This is a genomic window from Maritimibacter harenae (genome assembly GCF_009882975.1).
Lineage (GTDB): Bacteria > Pseudomonadota > Alphaproteobacteria > Rhodobacterales > Rhodobacteraceae > Maritimibacter > Maritimibacter harenae.
In genome coordinates this window covers 470,218-487,039 of sequence record NZ_WTUX01000011.1, presented here as the reverse complement: position 1 = coordinate 487,039, position 16,822 = coordinate 470,218, and the positions used below count along the sequence as shown (strand labels likewise).

The 16,822-nt window shown below is 66.4% G+C and carries 14 protein-coding genes, 3 tRNA genes and 1 pseudogene; 5 read left to right on the top strand and 13 right to left on the bottom strand.

Annotated features, from left to right (window positions below; all coding sequences use genetic code 11):
• Positions 1-31: 31 nt before the first annotated feature.
• The gene (locus GQE99_RS09105; protein WP_161351275.1) at positions 32-784 is read left to right on the top strand and encodes a DsbA family protein; all 753 of its coding nucleotides are present in this window, start codon (positions 32-34) and stop codon (positions 782-784) included.
• Positions 785-833: 49 nt separating this feature from the next.
• Here the strand turns inward: GQE99_RS09105 and ispG are convergent, their stop codons facing one another.
• The 5 genes and pseudogenes from ispG to GQE99_RS09085 all read right to left on the bottom strand — a co-directional run bounded on the left by ispG (position 834) and on the right by GQE99_RS09085 (position 5,390).
• Positions 834-1,967 (bottom strand): flavodoxin-dependent (E)-4-hydroxy-3-methylbut-2-enyl-diphosphate synthase, encoded by a 1,134-nt coding sequence (gene ispG, locus GQE99_RS09100; RefSeq protein ID WP_161351274.1) that lies wholly within the window; start codon positions 1,965-1,967, stop codon positions 834-836.
• Between the two features lie 84 nt (positions 1,968-2,051).
• A complete protein-coding gene (locus GQE99_RS09095) occupies positions 2,052-2,927 on the bottom strand; it encodes a DUF4115 domain-containing protein (RefSeq protein ID WP_407943790.1) in 876 nt (291 codons plus the stop codon).
• A gap of 87 nt (positions 2,928-3,014) precedes the next feature.
• Positions 3,015-3,179: pseudogene (locus GQE99_RS21965) on the bottom strand (helix-turn-helix domain-containing protein); the annotation flags it as partial.
• Positions 3,180-3,393: 214 nt separating this feature from the next.
• Positions 3,394-4,617 carry a 5-aminolevulinate synthase gene (gene hemA, locus GQE99_RS09090; protein ID WP_161351272.1) on the bottom strand — a complete coding sequence of 408 codons (1,224 nt, stop codon included), beginning with the start codon at positions 4,615-4,617 and terminating at the stop codon, positions 3,394-3,396.
• A 146-nt stretch (positions 4,618-4,763) separates the two neighbouring features.
• On the bottom strand, positions 4,764-5,390 hold the full coding sequence (locus GQE99_RS09085) for a hypothetical protein (protein WP_161351271.1): 627 nt from the start codon (positions 5,388-5,390) through the stop codon (positions 4,764-4,766).
• Positions 5,391-5,513: 123 nt separating this feature from the next.
• Between GQE99_RS09085 and GQE99_RS09080 the strand changes: the two genes are divergently transcribed.
• Both GQE99_RS09080 and GQE99_RS09075 read left to right on the top strand, forming a co-directional pair.
• Positions 5,514-6,905: a dipeptidase gene (locus GQE99_RS09080; protein ID WP_161351270.1), complete on the top strand. Its 1,392-nt coding sequence runs from the start codon at positions 5,514-5,516 to the stop codon at positions 6,903-6,905.
• Positions 6,902-7,768 (top strand): alpha/beta fold hydrolase, encoded by an 867-nt coding sequence (locus tag GQE99_RS09075; protein WP_161351269.1) that lies wholly within the window; start codon positions 6,902-6,904, stop codon positions 7,766-7,768. Before GQE99_RS09080 ends, GQE99_RS09075 begins: the two co-directional genes overlap by 4 nt.
• A gap of 113 nt (positions 7,769-7,881) precedes the next feature.
• On the opposite strand, the gene GQE99_RS09070 is transcribed toward GQE99_RS09075, so the two are convergent.
• The 5 genes from GQE99_RS09070 to lon form a co-directional block, all read right to left on the bottom strand.
• Complete coding sequence (locus tag GQE99_RS09070) at positions 7,882-8,106, bottom strand: RND transporter (protein WP_161351268.1); 225 nt, start codon at positions 8,104-8,106, stop codon at positions 7,882-7,884.
• A 144-nt stretch (positions 8,107-8,250) separates the two neighbouring features.
• A tRNA-Asp gene (locus tag GQE99_RS09065) sits at positions 8,251-8,327 on the bottom strand.
• Between the two features lie 146 nt (positions 8,328-8,473).
• Positions 8,474-8,549, bottom strand: a tRNA-Val gene (locus GQE99_RS09060).
• 107 nt (positions 8,550-8,656) lie between these two features.
• A tRNA-Val gene (locus tag GQE99_RS09055) sits at positions 8,657-8,731 on the bottom strand.
• A 222-nt stretch (positions 8,732-8,953) separates the two neighbouring features.
• Positions 8,954-11,359: an endopeptidase La gene (lon, locus tag GQE99_RS09050; protein WP_161351267.1), complete on the bottom strand. Its 2,406-nt coding sequence runs from the start codon at positions 11,357-11,359 to the stop codon at positions 8,954-8,956.
• A 350-nt stretch (positions 11,360-11,709) separates the two neighbouring features.
• Here lon and GQE99_RS09045 point away from each other — a divergent pair, with 350 nt between their 5' ends.
• Complete coding sequence (locus GQE99_RS09045; protein ID WP_161351266.1) at positions 11,710-12,672, top strand: hypothetical protein; 963 nt, start codon at positions 11,710-11,712, stop codon at positions 12,670-12,672.
• Between the two features lie 80 nt (positions 12,673-12,752).
• Here the strand turns inward: GQE99_RS09045 and tgt are convergent, their stop codons facing one another.
• A complete protein-coding gene (gene tgt / locus GQE99_RS09040) occupies positions 12,753-13,883 on the bottom strand; it encodes a tRNA guanosine(34) transglycosylase Tgt (protein WP_161351265.1) in 1,131 nt (376 codons plus the stop codon).
• A gap of 120 nt (positions 13,884-14,003) precedes the next feature.
• Here tgt and rimK point away from each other — a divergent pair, with 120 nt between their 5' ends.
• On the top strand, positions 14,004-15,398 hold the full coding sequence (rimK, locus tag GQE99_RS09035) for a 30S ribosomal protein S6--L-glutamate ligase (RefSeq protein WP_161351264.1): 1,395 nt from the start codon (positions 14,004-14,006) through the stop codon (positions 15,396-15,398).
• A 7-nt stretch (positions 15,399-15,405) separates the two neighbouring features.
• Here rimK and GQE99_RS09030 read toward each other — a convergent pair whose 3' ends face one another.
• On the bottom strand, positions 15,406-16,479 hold the full coding sequence (locus tag GQE99_RS09030; protein ID WP_161351263.1) for a hypothetical protein: 1,074 nt from the start codon (positions 16,477-16,479) through the stop codon (positions 15,406-15,408).
• Entirely contained in the window at positions 16,479-16,811 is a 333-nt protein-coding gene (locus GQE99_RS09025) for a 4a-hydroxytetrahydrobiopterin dehydratase (RefSeq protein ID WP_161351262.1), read from the bottom strand. The genes GQE99_RS09030 and GQE99_RS09025 overlap by 1 nt, the downstream gene beginning before the upstream one ends.
• Positions 16,812-16,822 lie beyond the last annotated feature (11 nt).

The window sequence follows — 16,822 nt, the reverse complement described above, 5'->3', positions numbered from 1 at the left end:
AGCGTCGCCGCAACCAATTCAGGGAGAGCTCATGACCCGCCTCGTAACCGCCGCCGCCCTCGCAATGGGCCTTGCCACACCCGCCATCGCCTTCGACATCGGCGCGATGACCGAGGACGAACGCACCATGTTCCGGGACGAGGTGCGGGCCTACCTGCTCGACAACCCCGAAGTGTTGATGGAAGCCATTCAGGTGTTGGAGTCCCGCCAGGCGGCGCAGGCGGAAGCCAATGACGTGGCGCTCGTCGCCGCCAACAGCGACGCGCTCTTCAACGACGGCTACAGCCACGTGGGCGGCAACCCGGACGGCGACGTGACGATGGTCGAATTCGTCGACTACCGCTGCGGCTACTGCCGAAAGGCCTTCCCCGAGCTCAACGAGCTGATCGAGAGCGACGGCAACATCCGCATCATCTACAAGGAATTCCCGATCCTGGGTGAAGAAAGCGTGACCTCGTCGCGCTTCGCCATCGCCACGCAGCTCGCCCACGGGGAAGAGGCCTACGGCGAGATGCACGACGCGCTGATGACCCTGCGCGCGAACGCGACCGAAGAGGTGCTGGCGCGGCTGGCCGATGACATGGGCTACGATTCCCAGGAAATCCTGGCCAAGATGGACGACCCCGAGGTCGACCGCCGGATCGGAGAGAACCACGGGCTGGCCCAGCGGCTCCAGATTTCCGGCACCCCGACCTTCGTGATCGGCGACCAGATGCTGCGCGGCTACGTGCCGCTCGACGGGATGCGCGACGTGGTGGAACAGGTCCGCGAACAGGACAGCTGATCCCGATCCCTTCGGTTGAAATGAACGGGGCGCCTTGCGGCGCCCCTTTTCATTCGGCGGCTTCCTCGGCCGCTTCGGCTTCCGCCTCGATCTCGGCGGCCCTCTTCTCGACCAGCTCGACGATGTGGTCGATCATGCCTTCGTTGCCGATGCGGTGGTCCTGCTTGCCCGCCATGTAGACCATGCCGTGCCCGGCACCCCCGCCGGTGAAGCCCACGTCCGTCATCAGCGCCTCGCCCGGCCCGTTCACCACGCAGCCGATGATCGACAGGCTCATGGGCGTGTGGATATGGGCGAGCCGTTCTTCCAGCACCTCGACGGTCTTGATCACGTCGAAGCCCTGGCGCGCGCAGGACGGGCAGGAAATGATGTTCACGCCGCGGTGGCGCAGGCCCAGCGATTTCAGGATCTCGTAGCCGACCTTCACCTCTTCCACGGGGTCGGCGGACAGCGACACCCGGATCGTGTCGCCGATCCCGGCCCAGAGCAGGTTGCCCAGACCGATGGACGACTTGATCGTCCCGGAGGTGAGCCCCCCCGCCTCGGTGATCCCCAGATGGAGCGGCGCATCCGTCGCATCCGCCAGCGCGTGGTAGGCCGCGGCCGACAGGAAGACGTCGGAGGCCTTCACGCTGATCTTGAAGTTGAAGAAATCGTTGTCCTCGAGAATGCGGATATGCTCGAGCCCGCTTTCCACCATCGCTTCCGGGCACGGCTCGCCGTATTTCTCGAGCAGGTGCTTTTCGAGCGACCCGGCGTTCACGCCGATGCGCATGGAACAGCCGTGATCGCGGGCGGCCGCGATGACCTCGCGCACGCGGTCCTGCGATCCGATGTTGCCGGGATTGATGCGCAGGCAGGCCGCGCCCGCCTCGGCCGCTTCGATGCCGCGCTTGTAGTGGAAATGGATGTCCGCGACGATCGGGACCGGGCTTTCCGCCACGATCTCCTTCAATGCCTTCGACGACGCCTCGTCCGGGACGGAGACGCGCACGATGTCGGCCCCCGCCTCGGCAGCGGCCTGCACCTGAGCGATGGTTCCGGCCACGTCGGTGGTGACGGTGTTCGTCATGGTCTGGACCGAGATCGGGGCATCGCCCCCGACCGGCACGTTGCCGACCATGATCTGGCGGGATTTCCGGCGTTCGATGGAACGCCACGGACGGATCGGATTGTGCGACATGGGGCCTCGCAGCTTACGCGTTGACCGACGGATACAGGCTGCATCGCGGACCGGCAAGGCAAGAGAGTGTGACTGCGCGGGGCCTTACTGGCTGGCGTCGGCGACGGCGATGAAGTCGGCCAGCGCCTGGTCGGCCCCCACGTCGGCGACCGCGAAGCTTTCGTGGATCGCGGTGGGCGCAAGCGCCACGTCGGACACCACGCTCGCCCCTTCGCCGGCCGGGCCATAGGCCTCACCGTTGACCGCGAAGTAGACGGAACCGGCATTGCCCGTGCGCAGAAGCGGCGGGTTTTCCGTCTTCGGCAGCACGTAGCGTTCGCCCGCGTCGAGGATCTTCTCGAAGAGGATGGACCCGTCGGCGGCCTGCACGCGCACCCAGCTCGGGCGCACGGCGAAGATCGCCACGTCGGGGGCTTCCGGGCCGAAGACGCGGACGGTGTCGCCCGCATCGGCGACGGCTTCCTCCACGGCGCGGTCGACCGGGTCGGCCTGCGTGGCCTCGGCCATGCGCGGGGCCTGGCGCGCGCCGGCTTCCGGCAAGGCGCCCACTTCGCGCGGATCGAGGGTCGAGATCGGGCCGTCGCGCGCGATGAGCACGGGAACATCAAGCGCCTCGGGCCGGTACATGCGCCCCATCGCCTCGACAGAGGGCGGCGAGGTCAGGCCCGCGGCCCGGGTGCCGTCCCCTTCCGGAGAGGCGCCCGCGGCCGCGTCGAGATCCGGCAGGTCCTCGAGCACGGCGACGCTCTGCTCCACCGGGGCGAAGTCGACGCGCTGTATTTCCTGGAGAAGCGAGTAACCACCGAAGCCCAGAAGCCCGACGATCCCCAGCAGTACGGCGACCGAGCCGACGGCACGCGGTTCGATCCCGTCGAAGACGGAAGCCGGGCGCGGCACGAAGCTGGCGTTGGGATTGGCGAGCGGGTCGATCTCGGGATCGCGCACCTTCTCGACCTTCATCTGCGACGAGGCCGAGGGTGACAGGCCGTGCGCCGTCTCGAAGCCGCTTTCCGTGCAGAAGACGCGGAACGCCCATTCCGGGTCGAGCCCGAGGTAGCGCGAATAGGAGCGCACGTAGCCCGCGATGAAACCGGGGGTTTCGAACGCGGTCACGTCGGCGTTTTCGATGGCGGCGATATAGGTGGCGCGGATCTTGAGCTCACGCTCGACATCCAGGAGCGACTTGCCCAGCGTGGCCCGTTCGCCACGCATCACGTCCCCCAGGCGCAGTTCGAAGGAGTCGAACCCTGAAGGTTGCTCTTCTTCCTTGACCGGAGGCGTGATCCAACGCCTGATCATGCAGCCTGCCCCTGAAATTCGATGCCGTCGTGCGGCTGTTGTCCCCAGATGTGACGATTCGAGTTCGTCACCTTTCTCTTAGGGGGTTTTTAACACGCCGCAACGATTCTCGCACGGAGATAAGTACTTAGGCAGAGAGCTCGGCGCGATTCAGCGCACAGTGCGACCAGAGCTCATCCAGCGCGTGCACGAGGGCGTCCATTTCCTTCGGACCGTGCACCGGCGACGGCGTGAAACGCAGCCGTTCGGTGCCGCGCGGCACGGTGGGATAGTTGATCGGCTGCACGTAGATCCCGAACCCGTCGAGCAGCATGTCCGACAGTTTCTTGGTGTGCACGGGGTCGCCCACGATGACGGGCACGATGTGCGACCCGTGGTCGATGATCGGCAGGCCCAGCCCCTTGAGGCGGGTCTTGAGGATCTTCGCCTGGGTCTGGTGCTTGTCGCGCAGCTCCTGGTCGGTCTTCAGGTGACGCACCGAGGCCGCCGCCCCCGCCGCGATCGCGGGCGCAAGCGACGTGGTGAAGATGAAGCCCGGGGCGTAGGACCGGATCGCGTCGACCATCTTCGCGCTCGCCGCGATGTAGCCGCCCATCACGCCGTAGGCCTTCGCCAGCGTGCCGTTGATGATGTCGAGACGGCCCATGAGCCCGTCACGCTCGCACACGCCCGCCCCGCGCGGGCCGTACATGCCGACCGCGTGCACCTCGTCGATATAGGTCAGCGCGCCGAATTCGTCGGCCAGGTCGCAGATCTCCTCGATCCGGCCGAAATCGCCGTCCATCGAGTAGACCGATTCGAAGGCGATCAGCTTCGGTGCATCCGGGTCGTCGGCTTCCAGAAGCTCGCGCAGGTGCTCCACGTCGTTGTGACGGAAGATCCGCTTCGCGCCCCCGTTACGGCGCACGCCCTCAATCATCGAGGCGTGGTTGAGCGCGTCGGAATAGATGATGAGCCCCGGGAACAGCTTGGGCAGCGTCGACAGGGTCGCATCATTGGCGATGTAGGCCGAGGTGAAGAGAAGCGCCGCTTCCTTGCGGTGCAGGTCCGCGATCTCGGCTTCCAGTTCCTTGTGGTAGACGGTCGTGCCGGAAATATTGCGCGTGCCGCCGGACCCCGCCCCGGTGGAATCGATCGCCTCGTGCATGGCGTTCAGCACGACGGGGTGCTGACCCATCCCGAGGTAATCGTTGCCGCACCAGATCGTGACAGGTTGCTCGCTACCGTCTTCCTTGTGCCACGTGGCGTGCGGAAAATTGCCCTTCGCCCGCTCGACATCGATGAAGACGCGGTAGCGCCCCTCGTCATGCAGCGCCTTGAGCGCAGCATCCAGCTTGGTTTCGTAGTTCACGCGCTTCCCTCCCGGGGTCGAATCTCCGGTTCACCGTGGCACCATACATATTTCGGGTCGGTAAACATATGCAGTTTTCGTGATACACTCTGTCGCATACGGCGCGTTGACGCAAATCAAGCGGCCGGAAATTCTTTTTCCCGTTCTTACTCGTCCTTGTCCTTGTCGGCGATCACGACGACGCAATCGGCCTCCTTGCAGCTCTCTATCGCCGTGCGCGCGCTGGCCAGAGGACCATTCGCCACACCCCAGTTCGACGTCGAGGGCGAAATGGCAAGGTACCGCGGAAGCTCGGACTCGCTCCATTCTTCCTCAACGCGCTCGGTCACCTCGAAGTTCAACGTCAGGTCACGCTCCTCGTAACCCGCCGGCAACAGAAGGGCGGCCACCGCGCATTCGACACCCAGCGTGGACTGGCAATACTCGACCGCCGCCTTCTCGGCCGCTTCGGGCGAATGCAGCTTCACGATCATCGGGCTGTAGGTCGGATAATCGGCGACCACGCCCTCCTTGGGAAAGACCAGCGCCCCGTAATAGCCGTGGCCGGCTGCGAGGAATTTCTTGAGCGTGCTCGGCGCGTTCAACTGCTGCATCATCTGGCGCACGCCCATACGCATCCCGCGCGAGAACGCGTCCAGGTCACGCGGCTCCAGCACCATCTCCTCGGTCGTGAACAGAAGGTCCTGCGCGTCCGCACTGCTGATGGGATCGGCCTGGGCCGGTCCGACCGTTGCCAATGCCAGGGCGATGCCCGCGATCGCGTTGCGCATCATGTGAAATCCTTGTCTGACTACTCGTTGGCGCGGACCATAGGGGTTCACCCCGCCAGTGGCCAGTGCGGCTGGACGCCGCTCACAACAATGCTACGGTCGCCGCCTACCAGATCAGGAGTTACCATGTCCCTCGATACCGTTCTCGTGAAGATCGACGGCGAAATCGACCTCGCGCTCGATCGTCTCATCGCTCTTCTGAAGATCCCCTCCATCTCGACCGACCCGGCCTACAAGGACGAGTGCCGCAATGCCGCGGAGTTCCTCGTCAACGATCTGAAGAGCATCGGCTTCGACGCGGGCCTGCGCGACACCCCGGGCCATCCGATGGTGGTGGCGCATGGCGGGCCCGACGCGGTCGAGGGCGTGCCGCACCTGCTGTTCTACGGCCACTACGACGTGCAGCCGGTCGACCCGCTGGAGCTGTGGGATTCGCCCCCGTTCGAACCGGCCATCGAGGACACCGACAAGGGCAAGGTGATCCGCGGGCGCGGCGCGTCCGACGACAAGGGCCAGCTCATGACCTTCATCGAGGCGATGCGCGCCTGGGAGGCGGTGAACGGCGCCCTGCCCTGCCGCATCACGATCTTCCTCGAGGGCGAAGAGGAATCGGGTTCGCCCTCGCTCGTGCCCTTCCTCCAGGACAACGCCGAAGAGCTGAAGGCGGATATCGCGATGATCTGCGACACCGGCATGTTCGACGGCCGCGTGCCTGCCATCGTCACCCAGCTGCGCGGCCTCCTGGCCGAGGAGATCACGCTCAAGGCCGCGACGCGCGACCTGCACTCGGGCTTCTACGGCGGGCTCGCGCAGAACCCAATCCACCTGCTCACGAAGATCGTGGCCGACCTGCGCGACGACGAGGGTCACGTCACGCTCCCCGGTTTCTACGACGACGTGCCGGAGCTTTCGGACGAACTGCGCGCCCAATGGGACGGGCTCGGCTTCGACGCGGACCGGATGCTCGAGGACGTGGGCCTGTCGGTGCCCGCCGGCGAACAGGACCGCACCGCGCTCGAAAAGGTCTGGTCGCGCCCGACCTGCGAGGTGAACGGGATCTGGGGCGGCTACACCGGCGACGGCTTCAAGACCGTCCTTCCGGCCGAGGCGCATGCCAAGATCAGCTTCCGGCTCGTGGGCCAGCAGGACCCGGAGAAGATCCACGCGGCCTTCGTCGATTTCGTGAACGCGCGCCTGCCCGAGGACGTGTCGTGCATCTTCTCCAACGGCCACGGCGCGCCCGCCTCCGTGATGTCGACCGAGGACCCGGCCTTCGAAGTGGCGCGCGGCGCGCTCTCGGACGAATGGGCGGTCGAGGCGGCCTTCGTGGGCGCCGGCGGTTCGATCCCCGTCGCGGGACACTTCAAGGAGATCCTCGGGATGGACGCGATGCTGATCGGCTTCGCCAAGGAAGACGACGCGATCCATTCGCCGAACGAGAAATACGACGTCCAGAGCTTCCACAAGGGGATCCGCAGCTGGGCGCGCATCCTCTCGGCCCTGTCCGAGGCGGCATGACCCCGGACGGGTTCCGCACGGCGCGCTTCGATCACGACGGGGTCGAGATCGCCTATGACATCGGGGGGAGCGGTCCGCCGCTCCTCCTCCTGCATGGGTTTCCGCAGACCCGTGCGCTCTGGTGGCACGTGGGGCCGAAACTCGCGCGAAACCACACGGTCATCGCGGCCGACCTGCGCGGTTACGGCGCCTCCTCGAAGCCCGACGACCCCGCGCTCTATTCGTTCCGGCACATGGGCGGCGACATGCTCGCGCTGATGACCCACCTGGGCTTCGAAAGCTTCGCGCTCGCAGGCCATGACCGCGGCGGGCGCACGGCCCATCGCATTTCGCTCGACGCGCCGGAGCGGATCACCCGCATGGCGCTCCTCGACATCGTGCCGACCGAGCTGATCCTGAACCGCCTCACCCACCCGGTGGCGCGCGCCTATTACCACTGGTTCTTCCTGTCCCAGCCGGCCCCGTTCCCCGAAACGCTCATCGGCGCCGACCCGGACTATTACTACGAATCCGGCCTCCTCGGTTGGGGCGCGGCGCGGATCACCGATTTCGACCCCGCCCAGCTCGACGCCTACCGCGCGGCCTGGCGCGACCCGGCCTGCATCGCGGCGATGTGCCACGACTACCGCGCGGCGATCGACCTGGACCTGCCGCTCGACGAGGCCGACCTGGGCCGGCGCGTCACCGCTCCCACGCTGATCGGCTGGGGCCGCGACGGCGCGATGGGGCGCGCCTACGACGTGGCCGCGACCTGGGCCGACCGGATCGATACGATCACGCCGGCCCCGCTCCCGGGCGGGCATTTCCTCATCGACAGCCACCCGGACGAGGTGGCCCGCGCCCTGGGCGACTTCTTCGCCTGATCCCCTTCATCGTTCCGTAAATACTTCGGAGGGGGTGCGGGGGAGGCAGCGCCTCCCCCGCCCGCGTCGACGGGCGCAGCCCGGCGAAACCCGCCGGGAGTCGCGTCCCTCGCCTAGCCTCGGAGCGCCAGCTGTCCCACGCGGCCCAGCTTCACCAGGAGCACCAGCCAGGGCGCGCCGTGCATCATCAGGTCGAAGATGTCGATCGGTGCGCTCAGCGTCCCGTTGGCGAGCATGACGAGTTTTTCCCAGACATGCGGCGGGGTGAACGGGGCGAGCCCGAGCGTCGCGCAGAACAGGAGGATCATTCCGATGGAAATCGAGTCGATGAGCTTCACGGCATTCTCCCTGAAAGACTGCATCTTCGCGAGCGCGGCGCGCCGGAACAATGGGCCATAATGGCGCAGCGACTCCGGGGCCCCGGACGCGAAAAAGGCCCCCCGAAGGAGGCCTTTTTCGCCGGATTTCCGGCAACGCAGCAGTGGCGCGGTTGACGGGGCTCGAACCCGCGACCTCCGGCGTGACAGGCCGGCACTCTAACCAACTGAGCTACAACCGCCCGCTGCGTGGGGGGCTTCTACGTTGCGACGCGGGGGGCGTCAAGCGCTTCCGACAGGCTAATTTGCGATTTTTTTCGGCGACCCGCGAAAGGGCATTTTCGGCCCGGTTCGGGAGGCTGAAAAACAGGGGATCGAGGGGGAAGGATGGTGGGTGGTGAGGGATTCGAACCCCCGACATTCTCGGTGTAAACGAGACGCTCTACCAACTGAGCTAACCACCCGCGGGGGACGAATTATAATGCGGCTCGCCACGTGGCAAGCCCCCCGGACCCTTCCCAAAAGCAAAAGCGCGGCCCGGGCCGCGCTTCGGAACCTCTCGGGGAGGAAATGGTGGGTGATAAGAGATTCGAACTCCTGACATCTTCGATGTGAACGAAGCGCTCTACCACTGAGCTAATCACCCGCCGTGGCGCGTTCTTTAGCGTCACTCGGCGCGGGCTGCAAGAGGGTCGTTGGCCTCATCGGCGGGCTTTTTTCGCCCGTGCCCCGCGATGGCCCGTGACGCGCCCTGCCCGCCTGCGCGCAGCGCCCCGGACGGGGGCAAGGTCCCAGCAGACCGGCCCACGAAAAAGGGCGGGCACCCGGAAGTGCCCGCCCCGATTCTGCGGCGTTGCGCCGATCGCGCTCAGTGCGCGATCTGGGGCGCTTCGCGGGCGGCCTTGGCGGCTGCCGCGGCCGCGGCTTCTTCCGCCGCTTCGTCCCATTCGACCGGCTCCGGCTCACGCGTGAGCGCGGCCTTCAGCACGTCGCGGACGTGGGTGACCGGGATGATCTCCAGACCATCCTTCACGTTGTCCGGGATATCCGCGAGGTCCTTCACGTTCTCCTCGGGGATGAACACCGTCTTGATGCCACCGCGCAGCGCGGCCAGGAGCTTCTCCTTGAGGCCGCCGATCGGCATGGCGTTGCCCCGCAGGGACACTTCGCCGGTCATGGCGACGTCCTTGCGCACCGGGATCTGCGTCAGCACGGACACGATGGAGGTCACCATCGCGAGGCCCGCGGACGGCCCGTCCTTGGGCGTCGCCCCGTCCGGCACGTGGACGTGGATGTCCCAACGGTCGAACTGCGGCGGCTTCACCCCGATCTCGGGCGCGATGGAGCGGACATAGGAACTGGCGGCGTCGATCGATTCCTTCATCACGTCGCCCAGTTTCCCGGTCGTCTTCATCTTGCCCTTGCCCGGAAGGCGCAGCGCCTCGATCGATAGAAGGTCACCGCCGACGCTGGTCCAGGCCAGGCCCGTCACGACGCCGATCTGGTCTTCCTTCTCGGCCAGCCCGTAGCGGAACTTGCGCACGCCGAGGTAGTCCTCGATCTGCTCGGGGCCGATCTCGATCTTTTCCTCCTGCTTGCGCACGATCTTGGTCACGGCCTTGCGCGACAGCTTCGCGATCTCGCGCTCGAGGTTCCGCACACCGGCCTCACGCGTGTAGTAGCGCACGATGTCGGTCAGCGCCTCGTCGGAGATGGTGAACTCGCCCTTGCGCAGGCCGTGGTTCTTGACCTGCTTGTCCACGAGGTGCTGCTTGGCGATCTCGCGCTTCTCGTCCTCGGTGTACCCGGCGAGCGAGATGATCTCCATCCGGTCCAGAAGCGGGCCCGGCATGTTGTAGGAGTTCGCGGTCGTCAGGAACATCACGTTCGACAGGTCGTATTCCACTTCGAGATAGTGATCCACGAAGGTCGAGTTCTGCTCGGGGTCCAGCACCTCCAGCATCGCCGAGGCCGGGTCGCCACGGAAGTCCTGACCCATCTTGTCGATCTCGTCGAGCAGGATGAGCGGGTTCGTGGTCTTGGCCTTCTTCAGCGCCTGGATGATCTTGCCCGGCATCGAGCCGATGTAGGTCCGGCGGTGACCGCGGATCTCGGATTCGTCGCGAACGCCACCCAGCGAGATGCGGATGAATTCACGGCCCGTGGCCTTGGCCACCGACTGCCCGAGCGAGGTCTTGCCGACGCCCGGCGGGCCCACGAGGCACATGATCGGCCCCTTGAGCTTCTTCGAACGCTGCTGAACCGCAAGGTATTCGACGATCCGTTCCTTGACCTTCTCGAGGCCATAGTGATCGTGGTCGAGCACCTTCTGGGCGTTGTCGAGGTTCTTCTTCACGCGCGACTTCACGCCCCACGGGATCGACAGCATCCAGTCGAGGTAGTTGCGCACGACCGTCGCCTCGGCGCTCATTGGGCTCATGTTCTTGAGCTTCTTGAGCTCGGCCTCGGCCTTCTCGCGCGCCTCTTTCGACAGCTTGGTCTCTTCGATCCGACGTTCCAGCTCGGCCAGTTCGTCCTGACCTTCGCCGTCCTCGCCCAGCTCCTTCTGAATGGCCTTCATCTGCTCATTCAAATAGTACTCGCGCTGGGTGCGCTCCATCTGGCTCTTGACGCGCGTCTTGATCTTCTTCTCGACCTGAAGGACGGACATTTCGCCCTGCATCAGGCCGAAGACCTTCTCGAGCCGCTCGTCGATGGGCAGCGTTTCCAGGAGATCCTGTTTCTGCTCCACCTCGACGCCCAGGTGCCCGGCGACGAGGTCGGCGAGTTTCGCGGCCTCGCGGGTGTCGGACACGGCGGCGAGCGCCTCTTCGGGGATGTTCTTCTTGACCTTCGCGTAACGCTCGAACTCCTCGCCCACGGAGCGCACGAGCGCGTCCGCGGCGGCCTGGTCACCGACGGTTTCGACAAGGATCTCGGCCTCGGCTTCGAAGAAGTCGGGGTTCTCGAGGAAGGTCTTGATCTTGACCCGCGCCTGCCCTTCTACAAGCACCTTCACGGTGCCGTCGGGCAGCTTGAGAAGCTGCAGCACGTTGGCCAGGACGCCGACACGGTAGATACCGTCCTCGTCCGGGTCATCGACAGCCGGGTCGATCTGGCTCGACAGCAGGATCTGCTTGTCGTCCGCCATCACCTCTTCCAACGCCTTCACACTCTTCTCGCGACCGACGAAGAGCGGCACGATCATGTGGGGAAAGACCACGATGTCGCGCAGCGGCAGAACGGGATGGATCTGGGTTGGTTGCTCGGTCATGACAGTTCCTTTTTCAGCAGGACGGCCCGGCCCCGCTCATCGGCAGCGCGTGCCATCCCCTTTATGCACCTTGATTTGGGGTGTCCCGTCCCCGTATTCAAGCGCGTTCGTTGGTGCCTCGTTCCAGAGATAGTGCCTGCGGTGCAGACCGACGACAAGGGCTGGTGTCCTCTATTTCGCCTCAATTCGAGGTCTCCGTTGGCGCAGCGCGCAACAGTACGGACTCCCTGACCGTTTTGAGGGCGGCCAACAAACAAAATCCCCCCCAATTTCACAAAATCGACCCATTTCGCCCCAGTCCGGCCAGTTTTGCCGTTGATAACAAGGTTAACAATAAACGGACACTGACCATGTTCACCCGACTGAAACGTCGATTGCACAGAGACCGACGCCGGATCGGCGTATCCTTCGCCCTGCTCTTCGCGGCAGGCGTGGTGGAGACGTGGAACACCTCCGACGTCTTCCCGCCGGGCGTGGTGGAAGTCACCGCGGGTCTCGGGATGCTCGCCTTCTTCGGATCTTTCCTGATTGCCGCCGGCCTGGCCCTGCCGAGCCTTCGCCACGCCTATGCGCCGATCGGCTTCACGCTGTTCGGCGCGGCCGTGCTCGGACGCATCTTTCCCGGCTCCGCCTTTTCCCTGAAGACGATCCCCGACGCGGGCCTGAGCTCGCTCGTCGCGCTGGTCATCACGGGCCTGGCCGTTCATTTCATCTTCTACGGGCGCTGGTCCGACAAGTTTTTCGTCATGCGCCGCTCGCGCAACACGACGCGGCTGACCTCCACCCAGCTGGACGCGGACCAGCTTTGGCATGGCTTCGTGCCCACGCCGGGCCGCCGCGAAGCGCTGCATGACCGTGACGTGCTCTCCGTCGACTGGGTCGACCGCGAGCGCAGCCGGGTGCGCGTGATCCGCTGGACCCCGCCGGCCCGCAAGATCGAGGAATTCCTGCAGATCGAGGATTACCTGCCCGGCGCTTACATCGTCTATCGCTGGGTGCGTGAGACGGGCGAGAAGAAGGGCCAGCTCGTGCGCGGCCTGCGCGCGGTCAAGATGATCGACATGATCGACAAGCGCGTGATCTACGTCACCGAGTTCTCCCACAACCGGCCCCTGCGCAAGGTGCTCTTCGACTGGCTCGACGACAGTCTCGGCCGCGCCGAGGACCGCCGCCTGGCCCATCTGGAGGCCGCGGCGAACGCCAGCCAGCCGCGTGGGCCTTCGCGCCAGGAAGAGCTGTCGGTGGGCGGCGTCCTGCGCCCCCGCGACGGGCAGACGACATCTCACAGGGTTCGCGTCCTGGCCCACGATTAGGCACTTCTGGTCACAGGCAGAAGACTTGAGACGCGAGAGGGCGGCATGGGGGACATGCCGCCCTTGAACCTTTCCGGGCCTCAGAGCGGCGCGATATCCCCCGCGGCCCGGGTCGCGTGGAACTCGGCCTCGAAGGCGTCGAACCGGCTTTCCGCGATGGCCGCGCGCAGGCCCCCCATCAGCTCCTGGTAATAGTGCAGGTTGTGCCAGGTCAGGAGCATCCCCGAGATCATCTCTCCCGCCCGGAACACGTGGTGCAGGTAGGCGCGCGAATAGCCGGTGCAGGCCGGGCAGCTGCAATGTTCGTCGAGCGGCCGGGGATCGTCCGCGTGGCGCGCGTTCTTGATGTTGACCTGCCCGCGCCGCGTCCAGGCCTGGCCGGTGCGCCCCGAGCGCGAGGGCAGCACGCAATCCATCATGTCGACGCCGCGCTTCACGGCGCCCACGATGTCGTCGGGTTTGCCCACGCCCATGAGGTAGCGCGGCTTGTCCGCGGGCAGCATGTCGGGGGCATAGTCCAGCACGCCGAACATCGCCTCCTGCCCTTCGCCCACGGCCAGACCGCCGATCGCGTAGCCGTCGAAGCCGATCGCCGTGAGCGCCTCCGCGCTTTCGCCGCGCAGGTCTTCGGTCACGCCGCCCTGCTGGATGCCGAAGAGCGCGTGGCCGGGACGGTCGCCGAAAGCATCGCGCGACCGTTGCGCCCACCGCATCGACAGGCGCATGGCGCGCGCCACCTCGTCCTCGGTCGCGGGCAGCGCGGGGCATTCGTCGAAGGCCATCACGATGTCCGATCCCAGGAGCCGCTGGATCTCCATCGACCGCTCCGGCGTCAGCATGTGCTTCGAGCCGTCGATGTGCGAGCGGAACGACACGCCCTCTTCGGTGAGCTTGCGAAGCTCCGCCAGGCTCATCACCTGGAAGCCGCCGCTGTCCGTCAGGATCGGCTTCGACCAGTTCATGAACTTGTGCAGCCCGCCCAGCCGCGCCACGCGCTCGGCCGTCGGGCGCAGCATCAGGTGATAGGTGTTGCCCAGAAGGATGTCGGCCCCGGTGGCCGCCACGCTTTCGGGCATCATCGCCTTCACGGTCGCGGCCGTGCCCACCGGCATGAAAGCCGGCGTGCGGATCGCTCCGCGCGGGGTCGAAATCACGCCGGTCCGGGCCTTGCCGTCGGTGGCGTCGAGAGAAAAGGAGAAGCGCTCTGTCATGGCCGTTCGCATAGCGCTGCGCGTCCGCCCCGGCAAGCGGGCGGTGTCGCCAAAGCGCGCCTGCGTGCTATGCGTGGTGGTCCGAGAGGCGAGAATCGCACGGGACGGCAGGGAGACGGAATGACCACGACACCGCTACACTTCGGTTGGGAGGAATGGCTTTCGCTTCCCGACCTCGGCATCCCTTCGATCAAGGCCAAGGTCGACACCGGCGCGCGCACCTCTGCACTGCATGCCGACGACATCGAAACCTTCGGCCCGTCCTCGAAACCCAAGGTGCGCTTCACCGTGCGGCCCGTACCGGGGCGCAACGACATCGTGATCCCCTGCTCCGCCCCGGTCGTGGACCGGCGCGAGGTGACCTCGTCCAACGGGGAAAGCGAGAACCGGGTCGTGATCCAGACGACACTTTCGGTCGGCGGCCAGAGCTGGCCGATCGAGGTGACGCTCACCAACCGTGAAACGATGGCCTCGCGCATGCTCCTGGGGCGCCAGGCGCTTCTCGACCACATCACGATCTCGGCGCACGAGCGGATGCTTCAGCCGGAGCTGGGCTACGACGTCTACCACACGTCGGCCGTGGCCAAGGCCCAGCCGCGCCGCGCGCTGCGCGTCTGCGTGCTCTCGCGCGAAAACAATTACACCACCCGGCGGCTCGTTGAAGAGGGTGAAGCGCGCGGGCACGCGGTCGAGGTGATCGACACCACCCGCTGCTACATGGCGATCAACGCGCTGGCCCCCGAGGTGCATTACGACGGCAAGCGCCTGCCGGTCTACGACGCGGTCGTGCCGCGCATCGGCGCCTCGATCACGCCCTACGGCACCGCCGTGGTGCGCCAATTCGAAACCATCGGCACGTTCTGCCTCAACGGTTCGGCGGGCATCGCCGGCTCGCGCGACAAGCTTTTCGCGCATCAGCAGATGGCAAAGGCCGGCATCGGCATGCCCGACACCGCCTTCGCGGCTTCTCCCAAGGACAACGCGAACCTCGTGGGGCTCGTGGGCGGCGCGCCGATGATCGTGAAACTGCTCGAGTCGACGCAGGGGCGCGGCGTGGTGTTGGCCGAGACTCGCAAGGCTGCCGAGTCGGTCATCGACGCGTTCCGGGGGCTCAAGGCCAACTTCCTGGTCCAGCACTTCGTGAAAGAGGCCGCGGGCGAAGACATCCGCTGCCTGGTGATCGGGGCAAAGGTGGTGGCGGCGATGAAGCGCACCGGGGCGGACGGCGATTTCCGCTCGAACCTGCACCGGGGCGGCTCGGCCAAGAAGGTGCGCATCACCGCCGAGGAAAGGCGCACGGCGCTGCGCGCGGCGCGGGCCTTCGGCCTGTCGGTGGCAGGCGTGGACCTGCTGCGCTCGGAAAGCGGGCCCAAGGTGCTCGAGGTCAATTCCTCGCCGGGCTTCGAAGGGATCGAGACGGCGACCGGAAAGAACCTGACCGGGCTTCTGTTCGAAGAGATCGAGCGGCGCGCCCGGCCCGTGCCGAAGCGGCGGCGCAAGAACGCGGCGGACTGACCACGGCTCAGCCCTTCTCCAGGATAACGGCGCGCACGCCATCCGGATCGGCCAGCCGCCGGACCGGGTAGCTGTAGCCCCAGCGCAGGCCATAGCGCGCCGCGGCGCCGATCACGGGATCTTCGCGGTCGAGGATACGGCTGTAGCGCGGGTCGTTCGGCGCCTGCACGCCAACGCCCGCGAAGACGAGCGCGGCCATCATCGCCTCGCCGTCGAAGACCGTCACCTCGTCGACCACGGGGCCATCTCCCCACGGCTCGGTCAGAAGCCGCGCGAGGGGCGCGGGCCCGGTGAGCCCGCCGGGCGGCGTGTAGACCTCGACCCCCGCGGGCGCCTCCGTCTGCACGCCCAGCTGGGCCGCGCGCAGCGGCACGTCGCGGCGTGCAAGCTCCAGAAGCCGGGGCATGACCCCCGCCTCGCCCGCGATATGCGCGGCGAACGACAGGCACCCGCCGCCCTCGTAGCGGTCGGGGCGCAGGATCAGGCTGTATTTCCGGTGGGGCTCGTTGGGATGCGTTTCGAACCGCACAACTTCCTCGCGCGCGGCAAGGCAGTCTGCGCGGTCCACCTCGCTCGCCACGACCACGCCGCGCCCCTCGACCAGCGCACGGTTCTGGTGTTCGGGGAAATCGGCCAGCGAAACGATTTCGCCATCGAGGAAGGTGGACAGGATCGGCGTGACCCCCCAGCCGCCCAGAACCATGCTCTTGCCCTGCCCGCTCAGCTCTCCGGTCATCGAGGTCATGCCGCGCCGCCCGCCGCATTGCCAGCCCACGATCAAGTGCCCGATGGTGGTGCCCGCCTGAAGCGCGCCCAGCTGATCGAAGACGAGGTTGGACAGCGTCGCGCGCGACCGTTCCGGCGTCGAGAGGTCGATGGGATTGGCCGGCGGGACGTAGGCGAGGATGACGTAGTCCCGCTCGCGCCCCAGCGCGAGGCGTTCGAGGTACTCGGGCCATTCCGGCGCCTCGAACGGGCTCAACGTGCCTTTCGTCGCGGGATGCGTGACCGTTTCACGCAGCTCGCAGCCCGTGACGAGGAGAAGGGCCAGACCCGCAAGAAGCGGGCGCCATGCGCCCACTATCCAAGCCCCATCGCGTCGAGCTTGGCCGCGCAGATGAAGTCGTTCTCGGAAAGCCCCTCCACGGAGTGCGTGGTGAAGCTCACCTCGGCGTATCCCCAGCCCAGCGAGATGTCGGGATGGTGGCCTTCCTGCTCGGCCAGGTAGCCGACCGCGTTCACGAGCATCAGCGCCTGCGCGAAGTTCTTGGTCTTGTAGCGCCGCGTCAGCGATCCGCCGTCGACCGTCCAATCGCCGCTGATCTCGCCCTTCAGGCGCGCGACGGCATCATCGTCGAGCGAGGGCGTGCCCTTGGGAAGGTCGGTGCAGCTTTTCGCGGTCAGATCGGTCATGAAACCTCCAA